Origin of the sequence: Falsirhodobacter algicola (assembly GCF_018279165.1) — a bacterium.
Lineage (GTDB): Bacteria > Pseudomonadota > Alphaproteobacteria > Rhodobacterales > Rhodobacteraceae > Falsirhodobacter > Falsirhodobacter algicola.
Genome location: NZ_CP047289.1, coordinates 63,994 through 81,515, shown reverse-complemented (window position 1 = coordinate 81,515; position 17,522 = coordinate 63,994). Strand labels below are relative to the sequence as shown.

Sequence of the window (17,522 nt, the reverse complement as noted above, 5' to 3'; positions counted from 1 at the left end):
AAGCGGGATTGACCGGGCAGCCGAATCGGAACAAGAGGCATCATGCTGATCTACAAGATCTTCCGTCGCACCGAATGGGACGCGTTCACCGCCGCGGGCGAAACCGCCGGCGCCCCCGTGGATCTGACCGACGGATATATCCACATCTCCACCGCCGCGCAGGTGTCGGGCACCGCCGCCAAGCATTTCGCCGACGAGGGCGATCTCGTGCTCGTGGCGCTGGACGATGCCGCCCTCGGCCCCGATCTGCGGTGGGAGCCGTCGCGCGGTGGCGCGCTCTTCCCCCATCTCTACCGTCCGCTGCGGCTTTCGGACGTGGTCTGGGACAAGTCGCTGCCGCTGGGCGCGACCGGCCACATCTTCCCCGAGGGCGTGATATGAGCGGGATGGAGAAGCTCGGCCTGACGCTGCTGCACCGGATGGACCCGGAGCGGGCGCATCACTGGTCGCTGAACGCCTTGCGGGCGGGGCTTGCGCCGCTGCATGGCGCACCGGCGAGCGGCGGGCGGCTCGCGGTCGATCTTGCGGGGCTGGCGCTGGACAATCCGATCGGCCTTGCGGCGGGTTTCGACAAGAACGCCGTCGCCGTCGCGCCGCTGATGCGCGCAGGCTTCGGTTTTCTGGAGGTGGGCGCCGCCACCCCGCGCGCGCAGCCGGGCAACCCCCGCCCCCGCCTGTTCCGCCTGAAGGCCGACAGCGCCGTCATCAACCGCTTCGGCTTCAACAATGACGGGGCGGCGGCGATCTCGGCACGGCTGGCGCTCCGCCCGCGCGGGCGGGTGCCGGTGGGGCTGAACCTCGGCGCGAACAAGGACAGCACCGACCGCGCCGCCGATTTCGCGGCCGTTCTGGCCTGCTGCGGCCCGCATGTGGATTTCGCGACGGTCAACGTCTCCTCCCCCAACACCGAACGGTTGCGCGATCTGCAGGGCCGCGAGGCGCTGGCTGCGCTGCTGCGCGGCGTGATGGAGGTGCGGGCCGGACTGCCGCGCCCGGTGCCGGTCTTCCTGAAGATCGCGCCCGATCTGTCGGAGGACGATCTGGCGGAAATCGCCGAGGTCGCGTTGGCCTCCGGCATCGCCGGGATCATCGCCACGAACACCACCCTCTCGCGCGAGGGGCTGACCGATCCGCAGCGCATGGAGGCGGGCGGCCTGTCCGGTGCGCCGCTGTTCGAACGCTCCACCCGCGTGCTCGCGCGTTTGTCGCAGCTGACCGAGGGGCGCATTCCGCTGATCGGTGTCGGGGGCGTCGCCACGGCCGAACAGGCCTATGCCAAGATCCGGGCCGGCGCCACGGCGGTGCAGATCTACAGCGCGATGGTCTTTGCGGGCCTCACCCTCGTGCCGCGGATGGCGCAGGGGCTGGACCGGCTGCTGGCGCGGGACGGGTTCGCCTCGGTCGCGGATGCGGTCGGCACGGACCGGGCGCGCTGGCTCTGAGGTCCGTCACTCCTGCGGCTGAAGCTTCAGCTTCGGCGCGGGCTTCGGCAGATCCTCGATCCCCAGCACCTGCTGCGGCCGTCCCAGACGGTTGCGCACCACCCACAGAAGCTGCCGTTCGGCCCGCGTGATCGCGACATAGGCAAGGCGCTTCCACAGCGGCATCCCCGCCTCCACCCGTCCGGCCTGCGCGGCGGCGTACATGTCGGGCGCGAAGACCTGCACCCGTTCCCATTGCGAGCCCTGCGCCTTGTGGATCGTGACCGCCGCGCCATGCAGGAAGGCCGCGCCCATGCGGGCGGCGGCGGGGATGAAGGGCTCCTCCTCCCCCGGTTTCTCGATCTTGATGATCGACGCGGCCGAGAGGAGCGGATCCTCCGCCCCCACCACATGCAGACGGGCAAAGCCGTCGCGCGTGCCGGGGCCGAGATAGATGACCTGCGCGCCCTTGATCAGGCCCCGCGCCTCCAGATCGATCCGCTTCTTGCGGTGCTTCAGCGGCAGTTCGATCCCGTCGCAGATCAGCGGCTCTCCGGGCAGAAGCGCATCCTCGGGGGCGCCGTTGGCGCTGCGGAAGGCCTGAATGAGGCGGATGCGGGTCGCGTTGCGCCAGACCAGAACCGGCGAGCGTGCCATCAGATCGCTGTCCACCCGCTGCGCCATGACCACACGGTCGTCGCGCGCCGCCGCCTCCTCTACCAGACGCTCGAAGCGGTGGAAATCGACCTCGGGATCGGCCAGCGCATGGGCCAGATCGAGGATGGGGTTGTCCTCGGCCTGCCGGTGGATGCGGTTCAGGACCAACTTGCGCGTATCGCCGAGCCGCTCGAACACCATCTGGCCGGACTGCCCCACCGGGGCCAGCTGCGCCGGATCGCCGAACAGGACCAGCGTCGGGAAAATCTCGCGCAGGTCGTCGAACTGGCGTTCGTCCAGCATCGAGGATTCGTCCACGAAGCCGACATCGAGCGGCTCCTCCCGCCGTTTCCAGCCGCGGATGAAATCGGACCCCCGCAGCCCCGCCGCCGCCAGCGCACCGGGGATCGACGGAACCGTGTCGTAGAAGGCCTTCGCCCGGTCCAGCGCGGCCTCGGTCATCCCTTCGACATCCACCGGTCGCTTGCCCGTGCCCGCCAGCCATTCGGCCAGCGCCTCGTAATGCGGATCATAAAGCGGGGTATAGAGGATGCGGTGGATCGTCGTGGCCGGAACGCCGCGCATCCGCAGCACGGACGCGGCCTTGTTCGTCGGCGCAAGGATCGCGAGCGTCCGCCGCTCCTTGCGCTTCTTGCCCTCCCAATCGCCGGAAACGATGTCCACCCCCGCCTCGCGCATGGCGCGGGTCAATTCCGCCAGAAGCAGCGTCTTGCCCGATCCCGCCTTGCCGATGACGGCAAGGACGGTGGACTTGCCCTCCACCGCCGGGCTGTGGGCGGCATTCGCCAAATCGACCCCCATGCCGGACAGCTGATCGGCAAGACGGTCCCAGGCTTCGGCCTGATCTTCGGAGAAGGTGATGGCGGGCACTGACATGGCGCGACCTTATCCGCCCCGCGCGCCCGGCGCCAGTCAATGAACCGGCGTGTCATCCCCCATGGATCGGGCGGTGATCTCCGCCTCGGCGATGGGCATCAGCGCCTCCACCCGTTCGGCAAGCCCCGTGAGGCCGTTCTGCATCGCATAGCTCTGAAGGTCCTGCAGCACGTCCAGGATCCAATCATGGGCCGGTTTCGCATCCATCATCCGCCTGTTCCTTCGCATGGTCCGCATCGAGATCTAGGCGTTGCAACACGCCTGCCGCATAGAAAGCAAGAAGCCTTTCCTTGCCCGCGGCGGCGACCAGACGGCCGCCTTCCTCCACCACGATATCGCGTTTTTCAAGCGCGCGCAGCCCTTCCGCTGCGGCGGCGGGCGCGCCCCCTTCGGGCAGCAGCAGAACCGCGCCCCGCGCCTTCAGCGCCTCGGCAAGCTGACCGACGGCCTCGGCGGTGCCGTGGCGGCTGACATGGCCCCGGCTCAGCGCGGCGGCCGTCAGCGGAACGGGCAGGATCGGCAGGGTGCGCCCCACCTCGGCCATCAGATCGCGGGCCAGATCCTCGGCGCTGCCGTCCCCCTGCGCCTGCCATGCCCGCAGCGACAGCGGCCGCCCAAAGGCCACCCCCGCCGCCCCGAAGCCCGGAAACCGGCCCCGAAGCAGCCGCCACAGCGTCCGCGCCGCAAAGCCCGCGAATTGGACCGGCCCCGCGCGAAAACGGCGCACCCCTGCGGCATCGGCCTCGGTCAGCACCCGATCCTCCAGCACGCGGTCATAGGCGATGCCGACGGGCACGAAGACGAGATCGCGCCCCTCCGCGGCCATCAGATAGCTTAGCAGGCCGATCTTCGGCGCGCCGATCCGCCCATCGAGGCTGAGCCCCCCTTCGGGGAAGAAGGCCTGCGTCACCCCCGCCTCGGCGGACATCTGCACATAGCGCGCCAGCACCCGTCGATAGAGCGGGCTGCGCGAACGGCGGCGGATGAAGAACGCCCCCATCGCCCGGATCAGCGAGGACAGCGGCCAGATGCGCGCCCATTCCCCCACTGCATAGGACAGCGCCGACCGCTGCGCCACGAGCCATGTGACCAGAACGTAATCCATGTTGGAGCGGTGGTTCATCACGAAGACGACCGTCGCATCGCGGTCCACCAGCGCCTCGCCCGGTGTCGCGGCGGCAAGGCGCACGCGGTAGAACGCCCGGCTGAACCGCCGCGCAAAGCGGGTCGCGAACCCGAAATAGAGCGTGGCCGAAAAGGCGGGAACAATCTCGCGCGCATAGGCGCGGGCGCGGTCCAGCACCACATCCTCGCGCGTGCCGGTGGAGCGGGCCTGATGCGCGACGGCGGCGCTGACGGCGGGATCGTGGGTCAGCCGCAGGATCATGTCCTGACGGCGCATCAGCTTGAACGGCTCGATCGGGCGGTCCAGCCGCTGGTTCAGGCGCGCGACCACGCGTTCCATCCGCCGGCGCAGATACCAGCGGGCCGACGGCACCAGCACCCGGTCCAGCGCCGCGATGAGCGCGAAGGCCAGCACCAGCACCAAAAGCCAGATGGGGAGTTCGACGGTCGCGGTCATGGCCGCAAGCCTAGCGGCCGCGCCGCATTCGAGCAATCGATCCTGCGAACGCGGAAAGGCCCGCGCATGGGGCGCGGGCCTTCCTGTCGTCCGGTCCTGACGGGATCAGGCGTGGATCGCGCCATCGCCGCAGGCCAGCGCCGCTTCGCGCACGGCTTCCGAATAGGTCGGGTGGGCGTGGCAGGTCAGCGCCAGATCCTGCGCCGAGGCGCCGAATTCCATCGCAACGCAGACCTCGTGGATCAGATCGCCCGCGCCCGGCCCGATGATGTGGCAGCCGAGGATGCGGTCGGTTTCCTTGTCGGCGAGGATCTTCACGAAGCCGTCCGCTTGGAATACCGCCTTGGCGCGCGCATTGCCCATGAAGGGGAACTTGCCGACCTTGTAGGCACGGCCCTCTTCCTTCAGCATCTCTTCGGTCTGACCGACGGCGGCGACTTCGGGCGTGGTGTAGATGACGCCCGGGATCACGCCGTAGTTCACATGGCCATGCTTGCCGGCAAGGATCTCGGCGACGGCCATGCCCTCGTCTTCGGCCTTGTGGGCCAGCATCGCGCCGGGGATCGCATCGCCGATGGCGTAGATGCCCTTAACGCTGGTCTGGAAGTGATCGTCGGTCTTGACCATGCCGCGGGGCAGCATCTCGACGCCGATCGCCTCAAGGCCCAGCCCTTCGGTATAGGGTTTGCGCCCGGTCGCCACGAGGACGGCATCCGCCTCGATGGTGCTTTCCGAACCGTCCTTGTTCAGCTTGTAGCGGACCGTCGCCTTGCCGTCCGCGACATCGACGCCCTGCACAGCCGCGCCCAGAACGAACTCGAAGCCCTGCTTGCCGAGGATCTTGTGGAAGGTCTTGACCGTGTCGCCATCGGTGCCCGGCAGGATCTTGTCCTGATACTCCACCACCGTGACCTTCGCGCCCAGACGTTTGTAGACCGAGCCCATTTCCAGACCGATCACGCCCGCGCCGATCACGACCATGCTTTCGGGGATCTTGTCGAGCGACAGCGCCCCTGTGGAGGTGACGACGACCTTCTCATCGACCTCGACGCCCGGCAGCGCGGCCGGCACCGAGCCCGTGGCGATGACGATGTTCTTGGCCTCATGGACCTCGTCGCCGACCTTGACCTTGCCCGCCTCGGGGATGGAGCCCCAGCCCTTCAGCCAAGTGATCTTGTTCTTCTTGAACAGGAACTCGATGCCCTTGGTGTTGCCGTCCACGACATCCTGTTTGTAGGCCTGCATCTTGGACCAATCCACGGTCGGATTGGCGCCCATCAGGCCCATCTTCTCAAAGTTCTCGTGAACCTCGTGCAGATGGTGGGTGGAGTTCAGAAGCGCCTTCGACGGGATGCAGCCGACGTTGAGGCACGTACCGCCCAGCGTCTCGCGCCCTTCGACGCAGGCGACCTTCAGGCCCAGCTGCGCGCAATGGATGGCGCAGACATAGCCGCCCGGCCCACCGCCGATCACGATTACATCGAAGCTTGCCATGGAAAAATCTCCCCTCGGGATTGTCAGAACAGGACGACCAGATACATGACGATCGTCGCCACGAGGCCGCACATGAAGAAGATCGAACGCCACGGCGCCCAACCGTAATAATAGGCCGGAACATAGGCGATCCGGGCCAGAAGATAAATCCACGCCGCAAGATCCGTCAGCCAGAAGTCGTTGCGCGTGACGAACACCGCCAACGCCGCCGCCGCGAACAGAACGAAGTTGTCGAGGTGGTTGCGCATCGCACGCTGCATGCGCTGCGTCTGGGTGGAATAGGACGGCTCACCGTCGCGGGGGCTGAGATTGTACTCCGGCCCCATGTCGCGATCCTGAAGCCGCGAGGTGAACAGTGTGACGCCGACATAGAGAAGCGCGGCAAGGCACAGAACGACGATCTCGGCCATCAGACAGTCCTCAGGAAGGTGGCGGTGGTGACGCCGCCGAACGAGGTTTCCTTTGCCAGCCAGTCCTTGGCATGGGCAGGGTTATGAACCTCCAGAAGGGCGAAGGCGGCACCGTGATCGACGGCGCGCCACAGCTGCAATTGCGTCAGGCCCGAATTCGCCCGATCCTCGGCGCCCGAATCCCAAGTGGATTTCCAACCGTCGTAATCGGGCGTGTCGATCTGTAACAGCAGTTGCATGCCGGTGCCTTTCCTCGTGACGGGCGCGCGGGGATCGCGCGCCCTTTCGAGGTCAACCGTGAACGGCCCTCAGAGGTCCATCAGAAGGCGACGCGGATCTTCCAGCGCTTCTTTCACACGGACGAGGAACGTCACCGCGCCTTTGCCGTCGACGATGCGGTGATCGTAGGACAGCGCGAGATACATCATCGGACGGATGACGATCTGGCCGTTCACGACCATCGGCCGTTCCTGGATCTTGTGCATCCCGAGGATACCCGATTGCGGCGGGTTCAGGATCGGCGAGGACATCAGCGAGCCATAGACGCCGCCGTTCGAGATGGTGAACGAACCGCCCTGCATCTCGGCCATGGACAGCTTGCCGTCACGGCCGCGCGCGCCCAGTTCGGCGATCTTCTTCTCGATCTCGGCAAAGCTCATCCGGTCGGCGTCGCGCACCACCGGCACCACGAGGCCCGACGGCGTGCCCACGGCCACGCCCATATGGACGTAGTTCTTGTAGATGACATCGGTGCCGTCGATCTCGGCGTTGACGTCCGGCACTTCCTTCAGCGCGTGGCAGCAGGCCTTCACGAAGAAGGACATGAAGCCGAGCTTGGTCTTGTGCTTCTTCTCGAACACGTCCTTGTATTCGGAGCGCAGCGCCATGATCGCCGACATATCCACCTCGTTATAGGTGGTCAGCATCGCGGCGGTGTTCTGCGCTTCCTTCAGGCGGCGGGCGATGGTCTGACGCAGACGCGTCATCTTCACCCGCTCTTCGCGGCTGGCATCGTCGGCCGGAACCGCGGCGCGCGGCGCCGATGCGGCGGCCGGGGCCGCCTTGGGCGCGTTCATCGCCTTCAGCACGTCTTCCTTCATCACGCGGCCATCGCGGCCCGAACCCTGCACCTGATCGCGCGACAGGCCAGCCTCGGCCATCGCCTTCTTGGCAGCAGGCGCATCCTCGACGGATTTGGACTGCGTGCCGGCCGGGGCATCGTTGCCCGGTGCCGACGATTTCGGCGAGGAGGACGCATCCTGCGACGGCGCTGCGACGGCACCGGCAGCGCCGGCTTGCAGCACGGCGAGCTTCGCACCGGCCGGGACCGTGTCACCTTCCTTGGCGATGATCTCACCCAGAACGCCTGCGGCGGGCGAGGGAACCTCGACCGAGACCTTGTCGGTCTCCAGCTCGCACAGCATCTCGTCCTGCGCGACGGTATCGCCCGGTTTCTTGAACCAGGTCGCCACCGTTGCCTCGGACACGCTCTCGCCCAGTGCGGGCACCATCACATCGACCATCTTCGCCTCGTTCGATCCGGCGGCTGCGCCGGTGTCTTCCGTCTTGGCCGGGGCCTTTTCGGCCGCGGGTTCGGCTGGCTTGCCCGCACCTTCGCCGATCTGGGCCAGAAGGGCGTCCACGCCCACCGTCTCACCTTCGGCGGCGACGATCTCGGTCAGCGTGCCGGCGGCCGGGGCGGGAACCTCGACCGTGACTTTGTCGGTCTCCAGCTCGCACAGCATCTCGTCCTGCGCGACGGCATCGCCGACCTTCTTGAACCATGTGGCGACAGTCGCCTCGGAGACGCTTTCACCCAGCGTCGGAACACGTACTTCGGTCGCCATATCAGCCCCCTACCGTCAAAGCTTCGTTCACAAGTGCATCCTGCTCGGCCTTGTGGCGCGAGGCGAGGCCCGTCGCCGGCGAGGCCGAAGCCGCGCGGCCGGCGTAAGTCGCACGGCTGTGCTTCGCGCCGATCCGCGTCAGCACCCATTCAAGGTTCGGCTCCACGAAGGTCCAGCCGCCTTGGTTCTTCGGTTCTTCCTGACACCAGACGATCTCGGCGTTCTTGAAGCGCTCCAGCTCCTTGACCAGCGACAGCGCCGGGAAGGGATAGAACTGCTCGAGCCGCATCAGATAGACATCGTCGGCGCCGCGTTTGTCGCGCTCGGCCAGAAGGTCGAAATAGACCTTGCCCGAGGAGATGACGACGCGCTTGATCTCGGCATCCGGGCGCAGCTTCATCTCCGAATGGCCGCGCTCCGCGTCATCCCACAGGATGCGGTGGAAGGTCGAACCATCGGTGAAGTCGGCCGCATCCGAAATGCACATCGGATGGCGCAGCAGCGATTTCGGCGTCATCAGCACCAGCGGCTTGCGGAAGGACCGGTGCAACTGGCGGCGCAGGATGTGGAAGTAGTTCGCCGGCGTGGAGACGTTCGCAACAATCCAGTTGTCGTTCGCGCTCATCTGCAGGAACCGCTCCAGACGCGCGGAGGAATGCTCCGGCCCCTGCCCTTCATAGCCGTGCGGCAGCAGCATCGTCAGGCCGGACATCCGCAGCCATTTCGATTCGCCCGAGTTGATGAACTGGTCGAACATGATCTGCGCGCCGTTGGCGAAATCGCCGAACTGGGCTTCCCACATCACCAGCGCATTCGGTTCGGCCAGCGAATAGCCGTATTCGAAGCCGAGCACCGCATATTCCGACAGCATCGAATCGATGACTTCGTAGCGCGACTGCCCCTGCCGGATGTTGTTGAGCGGATAGTACCGCTCTTCGGTCTGCTGGTTCACGAAGGCCGAATGACGCTGGCTGAACGTGCCGCGGGTGGAATCCTGCCCCGAAAGGCGCACCGGATACCCTTCGACCGCCAAGGAGCCGAAGGCCAGAGCCTCGCCCGTGGCCCAGTCGAAGCCCTTGCCCGTCTCGAACATCTTCTTCTTGGCGTCCAGAAGGCGCGCCACGGTCTTGTGCAGTTCGAACCCTTCGGGCGCGGTGGTCAGCGCTTGGCCGATCTCCGCCATGGTGGATTCGGAGATCGCGGTCTGACCCGGCTGATACTCCTCCCCCTCGCGGTCGAGATGCTTCCAGCGCCCGTCCAGCCAGTCGGCCTTGTTCGGCTTGAAGTCCTTGGAGGCTTCGAATTCGCCGTTCAGCATCGACTGGAACTGCGCCTTCATGTCCTCGATCTCCCCTTCGGGGATCAGGCCATCGCGCACCAGACGGTCGGTGTAGATCTGCAGCGTCGTCTTCTGCTTGCGGATCTTCTGATACATCGCTGGGTTCGTGAACATGGGCTCATCGCCCTCGTTATGCCCGAAGCGGCGGTAGCAGAAGATGTCGAGGACGACATCCTTGTGGAACTTCTGACGGAATTCGGTCGCGACCTTGGCGGCATGAACCACCGCCTCGGGATCGTCGCCGTTCACATGGAAGATCGGCGCTTCGACCATCAGCGCGATATCCGTCGGATAGGGCGAGGAGCGGCTGAACGACGGCGCGGTCGTGAAACCGATCTGGTTGTTTACGACGATATGGATCGTGCCGCCCGTGCGATGCCCGCGCAGACCCGACAGGCCGAAGCATTCGGCCACGACGCCCTGACCGGCAAAGGCCGCATCCCCGTGCAGCAGCACCGGCAGGACGGCCCCGCGCTGTTCCTGATCCTGATACTGGTCCTGCTTGGCGCGGACCTTGCCCAGAACGACCGGGTTCACCGCCTCGAGGTGCGAGGGGTTCGCGGTCAGCGACAGGTGGACGCTGTTGCCATCGAAGCTGCGATCCGCCGAGGCGCCGAGGTGATATTTCACGTCGCCCGAACCGTCCACGTCGTCCGGTTTGTAGCTGCCGCCTTGGAATTCGTTGAAGATCGCGCGGTACGGCTTCTGCATGACGTTCGCGAGGACCGACAGGCGGCCGCGGTGCGGCATGCCGAAGACGATCTCCTTGACGCCGAGGCTGCCCCCGCGCTTGATGATCTGCTCCATCGCCGGGATCAGGCTTTCGCCCCCATCCAGACCGAAGCGTTTGGTGCCCATGTATTTCACATGGAGGAACTTCTCGAAGCCCTCGGCCTCGACCAGTTTGTTCAGGATGGCGCGGCGGCCTTCGCGGGTGAAGGCGATCTCCTTGCCGTAGCCTTCGATCCGCTCCTTGAGCCAAGCGGACTGCTCCGGATCGGAGATGTGCATGTATTGCAGCGCGAAGGTGCCGCAATAGACGCGCTTGACCATGTCGAGGATCTGACGGACCGAACCGACCTGCATCCCGAGCACGTTGTCGAGGAAGATCGGACGATCGTAATCAGCTTCGGTGAAGCCGTAGGTCTTGGGATCGAGTTCCGGATGATGGGCGACATCGCGCATCCCGAGCGGATCGAGATCGGCCGCCAGATGCCCGCGGATGCGGTAGGCACGGATCAGCATGATCGCCCGGATGGAATCGAGAACCGCACGTTGCAGCTGGTCCGAAGAGACCGGAACGCCCGCCTCGGCGGCTTTGCCGGCGATCTTCTTCGCGGCGGCTTTGGCATCGGCGGCCGGAAGCATCGGCCATTCGCCGGTCAGGGCGGCCGTCAGGTCGTCCACCGGCTGCGGCGGCCAATCGGCGCGGGCCCAGCTCGGGCCGTCCGCGGCGCGCTTGGCGTCCTGTTCGTCTTCGCCGATCGCCTTGAAGAACTCGGCCCACTGTTCATCGACGCTGCCCGGATCGGCGGCATGGCGCGCCTGAAGCTGGTCGATGTAATCGGCGTTCGCTCCGTCCATGAAGGCGGAGGCGTGGAATTGCTGGTTGGGGCTTTGTTCCGTCATGGCTGCACCTGACTGTGGATGCGCCGCCCCCGGCGGGGCGGCGCGTATGGGTTATGCGCGACCGAGCGCCTTCATCACCGCCTCGCCCAGATGGGCGGGGCTGTCGGCGACGATGATGCCGGCCTCTTTCATGGCCGAGATCTTGGACTCCGCATCGCCCTTGCCGCCCGACACGATCGCGCCGGCATGGCCCATGCGGCGACCGGGAGGCGCCGTGCGGCCGGCGATGAAGCCCGCCGTCGGTTTCCAGCGGCCTTTTTGGCGCTGGTCGGCCAGGAACTGAGCGGCTTCCTCTTCGGCGGAACCGCCGATTTCGCCGATCATGATCATCGCTTCGGTTTCCGGATCCGACAGGAACATGTCGAGCACCTCGAGATGCTCGGTCCCCTTGATCGGGTCGCCGCCGATACCAACCGCCGAGGATTGGCCGAGGCCGAGGTCGGACGTCTGTTTCACGGCTTCATAGGTAAGCGTACCCGAGCGCGAGACAACACCGATCGACCCACGCTTGTGGATATGGCCCGGCATGATGCCGATCTTGCACGCGTCCGGCGTGATGACGCCGGGGCAGTTCGGCCCGATGAGACGCGAGTTCGAGTTGATGAGCGCGCGCTTCACCTTCATCATGTCGAGGACCGGGATCCCTTCGGTGATGCAGATGATCAGCTCCATCTCGGCGTCGATCGCCTCGAGGATCGAATCGGCCGCGAAGGGCGGCGGGACGTAGATCACGGAGGCGTTCGCCCCGGTCTTGCCCTTGGCGTCGTGCACGCTGTCGAAGACCGGCAGGCCCAGATGCTCTTGGCCGCCTTTGCCGGGGGTCACGCCGCCGACCATCTTCGTGCCGTAGGCGATCGCCTGCTCGGTGTGGAACGTCCCCTGCGAGCCGGTGATGCCCTGGCAGATGACTTTGGTGTTTTCGTTGACGAGAACGGCCATGGATTACCCCTTCACCGCTTTGACGATTTTCTGCGCGGCGTCGGAAAGGTTGTCGCCCGCGATGACGTTCAGACCGGAGTTCGCGATGATCTCCTTGCCCTGATCCACGTTCGTGCCCTCAAGGCGCACGACCAGCGGAACCTGCAGACCGACTTCCTTCACGGCGGCGATGATGCCTTCCGCGATGATGTCGCAGCGCATGATGCCGCCGAAGATGTTCACGAGGATGCCCTTCACGTTCTTGTCGGACGTGATGATCTTGAAGGCCTCGGTCACTTTCTCCTTGGTGGCGCCGCCGCCGACATCGAGGAAGTTCGCCGGTTCCGCACCGTAGAGCTTGATGATGTCCATCGTGGCCATCGCAAGACCGGCACCGTTGACCATGCAGCCGATTTCGCCGTCCAGCGCGATGTAGTTCAGGTCGAACTTGGAGGCCGCCAGTTCCTTGGCGTCTTCCTCGGTCTCGTCGCGCAGCGCGAGGATGTCGGCGTGACGGTAGAGGGCGTTGTTGTCGAATCCGACCTTGGCGTCCAGCACCTTGATCTGGCCCTGCGGGGTCACGATCAGCGGGTTGATCTCCAGCATCTCCATATCCTTCTCGATGAAGGCTTTGTAGAGAAGCTTGACCAGCGCGACGCACTGCTTGACCAGCGCACCTTCGAGCCCGAGGGCGAAGGCGACGCGGCGGCCGTGGAAGTCGGACAGGCCCGAGGCCGGATCGACCGAGAAGGAGACGATCTTCTCGGGGGTGGAGGCCGCGACTTCTTCGATGTCCATACCGCCTTCGGTGGAGACGACGAAGCTCACGCGCGAGGTCTGACGGTCCACCAGCAGCGCGAGATACAGCTCACGCTCGATGTCGGAGCCTTCCTCGATGTAGATGCGGTTCACCTGCTTGCCGGCGGGGCCGGTCTGGTGCGTCACGAGCGTGCGGCCCAGCATCTGCTTGGCCAGTTCCTCGGCTTCCTCGACCGACTTGGCAAGGCGGACACCGCCCTTTTCGCCGGCTTCGGCTTCCTTGAACTTGCCCTTGCCGCGGCCGCCCGCGTGGATCTGCGATTTCACGACCCAGAGCGGGCCGCCCAGCTCACCCGCTGCCGATTTCGCCTCATCCGCCTTCAGCACGATGCGGCCGTCCGAAACCGGCGCGCCATAATCGCGCAGAAGCGCCTTGGCCTGATATTCGTGGATGTTCATGGCAATGTCCCATGCTGGTGATTTGTGACGTGAATGACACGGATCGATGGCGGTTCAAATCAGATTCCGCTGAAACCGGCGGCGAATGGCCGAAAAAGTGGGCTTCGTGATCACAAGGTCAAATCGTGTGATCACAGTTTTTGGGCCTAGCTGACAAGGCGTTTCAGGTTCTGCGCGATCCGTCGCAACAGGGGAATCCGTCGCAATCGCTCCCCGCGCAATTCCGCCGCGGGGGCGTTCAGGGTCCGGTCGCTCCGCAGCAGTTCGTTGAAGCGGTCGCGCGCCGGGGCGGGCATGTAGTCGGCGGGGTTGAAGGGTTGATCCGCCGGCTCAGCATGCCGTTCGTTGGTGTGCAACGTGGTGATGTGCAGGATGCGCGGCGCCATCATCTGCGCCGAAGCTGCCCGCACGAAGGGAAAGTGCATCTGGTTGTATTCGGGAGGCAGCACGCCGAGGCGCAGATCGCTCTCCCACAGCATCTCGCGCAGGAGCGGCTGATCGAAGCGCAGCTTGCGGCTGCGGAACTCGGCCCCCCAGCGTTCGAGGAATGCCGTCGTTTCGGCCGAACGCCGCACGCCCAGCACGCCGCCGTTGATCTGCCGGAAGGCCGTGGGAAGATCCCGCATCACCTTTTGCAGCGTCACCTGGGAGGAGCCGTATTGTTCATGCGCGCCCACGATGTCGAAACGTTCGAGCATCGCGAAGATGTCCGACACATCGTTCACCACCACCGCATCGCAATCGAGATAGAGCGTACGCTCGAACCGCGAACGGATCAGCGCCTCCATCTTGGGGCGCGGACCGTCCGCCGAAACGCGAAAGACGCGGTCAAAGACCGCGTCCTCCGGGGGTTCGTCCGTATAGAGGTCGATGGGGCAATCGGGCATCACCAGACGCACGTTGCGCGCCGCGCGACAGGCCAGCTTGCGATAAAGCCGCCCCGTCGCACCGAAGACGATGCCCTGCGCCGCCATCAGGCCAGCGACGAATCGATGCCTTTGCAGGCCTCGACGAGGCCCTTCACCGCATCGACCGACTTGTCGAACATCGCTTGCTCATCGCTGGACAGCTTGATGTCCACGATCCGCTCGATCCCGTCCTTGCCGATGATGGTCGGCACGCCGACATACATGCCGTTCAGGCCGAAGGCGCCGTCCACATAGGCCGCGCAGGGCAGCAGACGCTTCTGGTCCTTCAGATAGGCCTCGGCCATCTCGATCGCCGAGGTGGCGGGGGCGTAGAAGGCCGAACCCGTCTTCAGCAGGCCAACGATCTCGGCGCCGCCGTCGCGGGTGCGCTGGATGATGGCGTCCAGCTTCTCTTGGGTGGTCCAGCCCATCTGCACGAGGTCCGGCAGCGGGATGCCCGCAACGGTGGAATAGCGTGCCAGCGGCACCATCGTGTCGCCATGGCCGCCCAGAACGAAGGCCGTCACGTCGCGCATGGAGACGTTGAATTCCAGCGACAGGAAGTGACGGAAGCGCGCCGAGTCGAGCACGCCGGCCATGCCGACGACCTTGTTGTGCGGCAGGCCCGAAAACTCGCGCAGCGCCCACACCATCGCGTCGAGCGGGTTGGTGATGCAGATCACGAAGGCGTTCGGCGCATGTTCGCGGATGCCTTCGCCGACCGATTTCATGACCTTCAGGTTGATGCCCAGCAGGTCGTCCCGGCTCATGCCCGGCTTGCGCGGCACGCCGGCGGTGACGATGCAGACATCGGCATCGGCGATGTCGGCATAGCTGTTCGCGCCCTTCAGAGCCGCGTCGAAGCCTTCGGACGGACCGGACTGCGCGATGTCGAGAGCTTTGCCCTGAGGCGTGCCTTCGGCGATGTCGAACAGAACGACGTCGCCCAGTTCCTTGATGGCCGCCAGGTGGGCGAGCGTGCCGCCGATCTGCCCCGCGCCGATCAGTGCAATCTTGGGTCTGGCCATGAATATGCCTCCGGTCCAGTTGATTGTGACGCCGGATTGGGTAACGCCGGATGCCCGGTGGCGCAAGTGCGCCGTCTCCTCCCCTTCTCCCGCAGGGGTGTTGGTAGCGGGGGCGGCGGCGGGCTGCAAGGGCTTGCGGCCGGACGGGCAAGCTGCTCCACTTCCGCCCCCAAGCCATACGGAGGCCCGCGTGACCGACCGCCCCCTACGTTCGGCGCTCTATGTGCCCGCCACCCAGCCCCGCGCGCTGGAGAAGGCGCGCACCCTGCCCTGCGATGCGATCATCTTCGATCTGGAGGATGCCGTGGCGCCCGCCCGCAAAGAGGAGGCGCAGCGCACGCTGATCCAGACGCTGCGCACCGCCGATTACGGGCACCGGATGCGCATCGTCCGCGTGAACGGCCCCGAAGACCTGCCCGCCTTCGCCGATGTGCCGGTGGATGCGCTGCTGCTGCCGAAGCTGCGGGGGCCGGATCTGCCGCCAAGCGTCCATCCCCTTTGGGCGATGATCGAAACCGCCGAGGCGGTGCTGAACGTCGCGGCCATCGCCGCGCATCCGGCGATCGCGGGGCTCGTGATGGGCACGAACGATCTGATGAAGGACCTGCATCTGCCCGAACGTCCGGGCCGCCCCGGCCTCATTCATGCGCTGTCGGCCTCGGTGCTGGCGGCGCGGGCGGCGCGCAAGCCGGTGCTGGACGGCGTCCATACCGCCCTGCACGACGCGGACGGCCTGCGGGCCGAGGCGCAGCAGGGCCGCGATCTGGGCTTCGACGGCAAGACGGTGATCCACCCCGCCCAGATCGCGGCCGCCAACGCCGCCTTCGGCCCCAGTGCCGACGAGATCGCCCTTGCGCGCCGCCAGATCGAGGCGCATGCAGCCGTCGAGGCCGCGGGTCAGGGCGTCGCGGTGGTGGACGGACGCATCGTGGAGGCGTTGCATGCCGACATCGCCCGCCGCATCCTGTCCCATGCCGCGATCATCGCCCGCACGACCGGAGGACCGACATGAAGCTCTATCGCCTGCTGACCGAGGACGACACCTCGGCCTTCTGCCACAAGATCACCGCCGCCCTGAACAAGGGCTGGGAACTCCACGGTGCGCCGAGCTACGCCTTCGACAGCGCCCGCGGCGTGATGCGCTGCGCACAGGCCGTCGTGAAGGACGCCCCCGGCGACTACACCCCGGAGACGAAGCTGGGCGAGCACTGACGCTGTGATCACACGCCATGCGCCTGTGATCACGTTGACGGATTTTTTGCTGCCCGGCCGATGATTCGGACGGTTCGGGGCTACGCTCCCCGTGACTCTGCTGTACAATCGTTTATGACAATGCTGCGAAAACCAGCCAGCCCGCCCCCAATTGCCTGCGGGCGTGCAAGCAAGAAAAGGGTTCGAACATGGCTGACGTGAAACGGGTCCAGCGCCCGCTTTCCCCCCATCTTCAGGTCTACCGTCCGCAGATCACCTCCATCACGTCGATCCTGACGCGAATCACCGGCAACGCGATGGTCGTGGCCGTGGCGCTGATCGTGTGGTGGCTGGTCGCGGCCGCGAGCGGCGAAGACGCCTATGCGACCGCGAACGGGTTCATCACCTCGTGGTTCGGCGATCTCGTGATGTCGCTGTCGGTGCTGGGCATGTGGTATCACTTCCTCGCCGGCATCCGCCACATGATCTGGGATTCCGGTCACTGCCTCGAGGTGAACACGGCCGAGAAACTGGGCATCGCCTGCCTCGTGGGATCGGTGGTGCTGACGCTCATCACCCTGATCGCGCTGTAAGGAGACATCATGCGCTACCTCACCGATTACAAGCGCGCCAAGGGTCACGGTTCGGCCCATAGCGGCGTGCACCATTACTGGAACACGCAGGTGTCCTCGGCGGCGCTGGTGATCCTCGTGCCGCTGTTCATCTTCACCTTCGGCCATGCGCTCGGCATGCCCTACGACGACGCGCTGGCCTATTACTCCCGCCCCTTCCCGGTGCTGATCGCGGCGCTGACGATGATCGTGGGGCTGATCCACTTCAAGAACGGCGCTCAGGTGATGTTCGAGGATTACGCGAAGGCCAAGGTGCGCGTCGCGCTGATCCTGCTGGCGACGGCCTTCAGCTATGTCTGCATCGGGCTGACGCTGTTCGCGCTGGTCAAGCTCGCGCTTTAAGGAAAGACC

The 17,522-nt window shown here is 65.8% G+C and carries 18 protein-coding genes; 6 read left to right on the top strand and 12 right to left on the bottom strand.

What is annotated here, in order from left to right:
- The first annotated feature begins 42 nt into the window (after nucleotides 1–42).
- Both GR316_RS00435 and GR316_RS00430 read left to right on the top strand, forming a co-directional pair.
- Nucleotides 43–381 (top strand): DUF952 domain-containing protein, encoded by a 339-nt coding sequence (locus tag GR316_RS00435; protein WP_211784117.1) that lies wholly within the window; start codon nucleotides 43–45, stop codon nucleotides 379–381.
- On the top strand, nucleotides 378–1,442 hold the full coding sequence (locus GR316_RS00430; RefSeq protein ID WP_211784116.1) for a quinone-dependent dihydroorotate dehydrogenase: 1,065 nt from the start codon (nucleotides 378–380) through the stop codon (nucleotides 1,440–1,442). The genes GR316_RS00435 and GR316_RS00430 overlap by 4 nt, the downstream gene beginning before the upstream one ends.
- A gap of 6 nt (nucleotides 1,443–1,448) precedes the next feature.
- Here the strand turns inward: GR316_RS00430 and GR316_RS00425 are convergent, their stop codons facing one another.
- The 12 genes from GR316_RS00425 to mdh all read right to left on the bottom strand — a co-directional run bounded on the left by GR316_RS00425 (nucleotide 1,449) and on the right by mdh (nucleotide 15,348).
- Nucleotides 1,449–2,975: an ATP-dependent DNA helicase gene (locus tag GR316_RS00425; RefSeq protein WP_211784115.1), complete on the bottom strand. Its 1,527-nt coding sequence runs from the start codon at nucleotides 2,973–2,975 to the stop codon at nucleotides 1,449–1,451.
- Nucleotides 2,976–3,011: 36 nt separating this feature from the next.
- Nucleotides 3,012–3,185, bottom strand: a complete 174-nt coding sequence (locus GR316_RS00420; protein WP_211785212.1) for a hypothetical protein — start codon at nucleotides 3,183–3,185, stop codon at nucleotides 3,012–3,014.
- Nucleotides 3,160–4,557, bottom strand: coding sequence for a 1-acyl-sn-glycerol-3-phosphate acyltransferase (locus GR316_RS00415; RefSeq protein WP_211784114.1), 1,398 nt, complete (start codon nucleotides 4,555–4,557; stop codon nucleotides 3,160–3,162). The genes GR316_RS00420 and GR316_RS00415 overlap by 26 nt, the downstream gene beginning before the upstream one ends.
- A 105-nt stretch (nucleotides 4,558–4,662) precedes the next feature.
- Nucleotides 4,663–6,051 carry a dihydrolipoyl dehydrogenase gene (lpdA, locus tag GR316_RS00410; RefSeq protein ID WP_211784113.1) on the bottom strand — a complete coding sequence of 463 codons (1,389 nt, stop codon included), beginning with the start codon at nucleotides 6,049–6,051 and terminating at the stop codon, nucleotides 4,663–4,665.
- Nucleotides 6,052–6,074: 23 nt separating this feature from the next.
- Nucleotides 6,075–6,461 carry an MAPEG family protein gene (locus GR316_RS00405; protein WP_211784112.1) on the bottom strand — a complete coding sequence of 129 codons (387 nt, stop codon included), beginning with the start codon at nucleotides 6,459–6,461 and terminating at the stop codon, nucleotides 6,075–6,077.
- On the bottom strand, nucleotides 6,461–6,700 hold the full coding sequence (locus tag GR316_RS00400; protein WP_211784111.1) for a hypothetical protein: 240 nt from the start codon (nucleotides 6,698–6,700) through the stop codon (nucleotides 6,461–6,463). Before GR316_RS00400 ends, GR316_RS00405 begins: the two co-directional genes overlap by 1 nt.
- Before the next feature lie 69 nt (nucleotides 6,701–6,769).
- The gene (odhB, locus tag GR316_RS00395; RefSeq protein ID WP_211784110.1) at nucleotides 6,770–8,308 is read right to left on the bottom strand and encodes a 2-oxoglutarate dehydrogenase complex dihydrolipoyllysine-residue succinyltransferase; all 1,539 of its coding nucleotides are present in this window, start codon (nucleotides 8,306–8,308) and stop codon (nucleotides 6,770–6,772) included.
- 1 nt (nucleotide 8,309) lies between these two features.
- Complete coding sequence (locus GR316_RS00390) at nucleotides 8,310–11,276, bottom strand: 2-oxoglutarate dehydrogenase E1 component (protein WP_211784109.1); 2,967 nt, start codon at nucleotides 11,274–11,276, stop codon at nucleotides 8,310–8,312.
- A gap of 51 nt (nucleotides 11,277–11,327) precedes the next feature.
- Nucleotides 11,328–12,215 carry a succinate--CoA ligase subunit alpha gene (sucD, locus tag GR316_RS00385; protein ID WP_211784108.1) on the bottom strand — a complete coding sequence of 296 codons (888 nt, stop codon included), beginning with the start codon at nucleotides 12,213–12,215 and terminating at the stop codon, nucleotides 11,328–11,330.
- Nucleotides 12,216–12,218: 3 nt separating this feature from the next.
- On the bottom strand, nucleotides 12,219–13,412 hold the full coding sequence (gene sucC / locus GR316_RS00380) for an ADP-forming succinate--CoA ligase subunit beta (RefSeq protein WP_211784107.1): 1,194 nt from the start codon (nucleotides 13,410–13,412) through the stop codon (nucleotides 12,219–12,221).
- Nucleotides 13,413–13,558: 146 nt separating this feature from the next.
- Nucleotides 13,559–14,386 carry a putative nucleotide-diphospho-sugar transferase gene (locus tag GR316_RS00375; RefSeq protein WP_211784106.1) on the bottom strand — a complete coding sequence of 276 codons (828 nt, stop codon included), beginning with the start codon at nucleotides 14,384–14,386 and terminating at the stop codon, nucleotides 13,559–13,561.
- Entirely contained in the window at nucleotides 14,386–15,348 is a 963-nt protein-coding gene (gene mdh, locus GR316_RS00370; RefSeq protein ID WP_211784105.1) for a malate dehydrogenase, read from the bottom strand. Before mdh ends, GR316_RS00375 begins: the two co-directional genes overlap by 1 nt.
- 190 nt (nucleotides 15,349–15,538) lie before the next feature.
- Here mdh and GR316_RS00365 point away from each other — a divergent pair, with 190 nt between their 5' ends.
- The 4 genes from GR316_RS00365 (at nucleotide 15,539) to sdhD (ending at nucleotide 17,513) form a co-directional block, all read left to right on the top strand.
- Nucleotides 15,539–16,360 (top strand): HpcH/HpaI aldolase/citrate lyase family protein, encoded by an 822-nt coding sequence (locus GR316_RS00365; RefSeq protein ID WP_249218778.1) that lies wholly within the window; start codon nucleotides 15,539–15,541, stop codon nucleotides 16,358–16,360.
- Nucleotides 16,357–16,560 carry a DUF1737 domain-containing protein gene (locus GR316_RS00360; protein WP_211784104.1) on the top strand — a complete coding sequence of 68 codons (204 nt, stop codon included), beginning with the start codon at nucleotides 16,357–16,359 and terminating at the stop codon, nucleotides 16,558–16,560. Before GR316_RS00365 ends, GR316_RS00360 begins: the two co-directional genes overlap by 4 nt.
- Nucleotides 16,561–16,748: 188 nt before the next feature.
- The gene (gene sdhC, locus GR316_RS00355) at nucleotides 16,749–17,132 is read left to right on the top strand and encodes a succinate dehydrogenase, cytochrome b556 subunit (protein WP_211784103.1); all 384 of its coding nucleotides are present in this window, start codon (nucleotides 16,749–16,751) and stop codon (nucleotides 17,130–17,132) included.
- Between the two features lie 9 nt (nucleotides 17,133–17,141).
- Nucleotides 17,142–17,513 carry a succinate dehydrogenase, hydrophobic membrane anchor protein gene (gene sdhD / locus GR316_RS00350; RefSeq protein ID WP_211784102.1) on the top strand — a complete coding sequence of 124 codons (372 nt, stop codon included), beginning with the start codon at nucleotides 17,142–17,144 and terminating at the stop codon, nucleotides 17,511–17,513.
- Nucleotides 17,514–17,522 lie beyond the last annotated feature (9 nt).

Coding starts and splice junctions, on each gene's coding strand:
- GR316_RS00360 (WP_211784104.1), top strand. CDS start 16,357: ATGAAGCTCTATCGCCTGCTGACCGAGGACGACACCTCGGCCTTCTGC.
- sucD (WP_211784108.1), bottom strand. CDS start 12,215: ATGGCCGTTCTCGTCAACGAAAACACCAAAGTCATCTGCCAGGGCATC.
- GR316_RS00405 (WP_211784112.1), bottom strand. CDS start 6,461: ATGGCCGAGATCGTCGTTCTGTGCCTTGCCGCGCTTCTCTATGTCGGC.
- sucC (WP_211784107.1), bottom strand. CDS start 13,412: ATGAACATCCACGAATATCAGGCCAAGGCGCTTCTGCGCGATTATGGC.
- GR316_RS00375 (WP_211784106.1), bottom strand. CDS start 14,386: ATGGCGGCGCAGGGCATCGTCTTCGGTGCGACGGGGCGGCTTTATCGC.
- GR316_RS00390 (WP_211784109.1), bottom strand. CDS start 11,276: ATGACGGAACAAAGCCCCAACCAGCAATTCCACGCCTCCGCCTTCATG.
- lpdA (WP_211784113.1), bottom strand. CDS start 6,051: ATGGCAAGCTTCGATGTAATCGTGATCGGCGGTGGGCCGGGCGGCTAT.
- GR316_RS00435 (WP_211784117.1), top strand. CDS start 43: ATGCTGATCTACAAGATCTTCCGTCGCACCGAATGGGACGCGTTCACC.
- sdhC (WP_211784103.1), top strand. CDS start 16,749: ATGGCTGACGTGAAACGGGTCCAGCGCCCGCTTTCCCCCCATCTTCAG.
- odhB (WP_211784110.1), bottom strand. CDS start 8,308: ATGGCGACCGAAGTACGTGTTCCGACGCTGGGTGAAAGCGTCTCCGAG.
- GR316_RS00425 (WP_211784115.1), bottom strand. CDS start 2,975: ATGTCAGTGCCCGCCATCACCTTCTCCGAAGATCAGGCCGAAGCCTGG.
- GR316_RS00420 (WP_211785212.1), bottom strand. CDS start 3,185: ATGATGGATGCGAAACCGGCCCATGATTGGATCCTGGACGTGCTGCAG.
- GR316_RS00430 (WP_211784116.1), top strand. CDS start 378: ATGAGCGGGATGGAGAAGCTCGGCCTGACGCTGCTGCACCGGATGGAC.
- GR316_RS00400 (WP_211784111.1), bottom strand. CDS start 6,700: ATGCAACTGCTGTTACAGATCGACACGCCCGATTACGACGGTTGGAAA.
- sdhD (WP_211784102.1), top strand. CDS start 17,142: ATGCGCTACCTCACCGATTACAAGCGCGCCAAGGGTCACGGTTCGGCC.
- mdh (WP_211784105.1), bottom strand. CDS start 15,348: ATGGCCAGACCCAAGATTGCACTGATCGGCGCGGGGCAGATCGGCGGC.
- GR316_RS00415 (WP_211784114.1), bottom strand. CDS start 4,557: ATGACCGCGACCGTCGAACTCCCCATCTGGCTTTTGGTGCTGGTGCTG.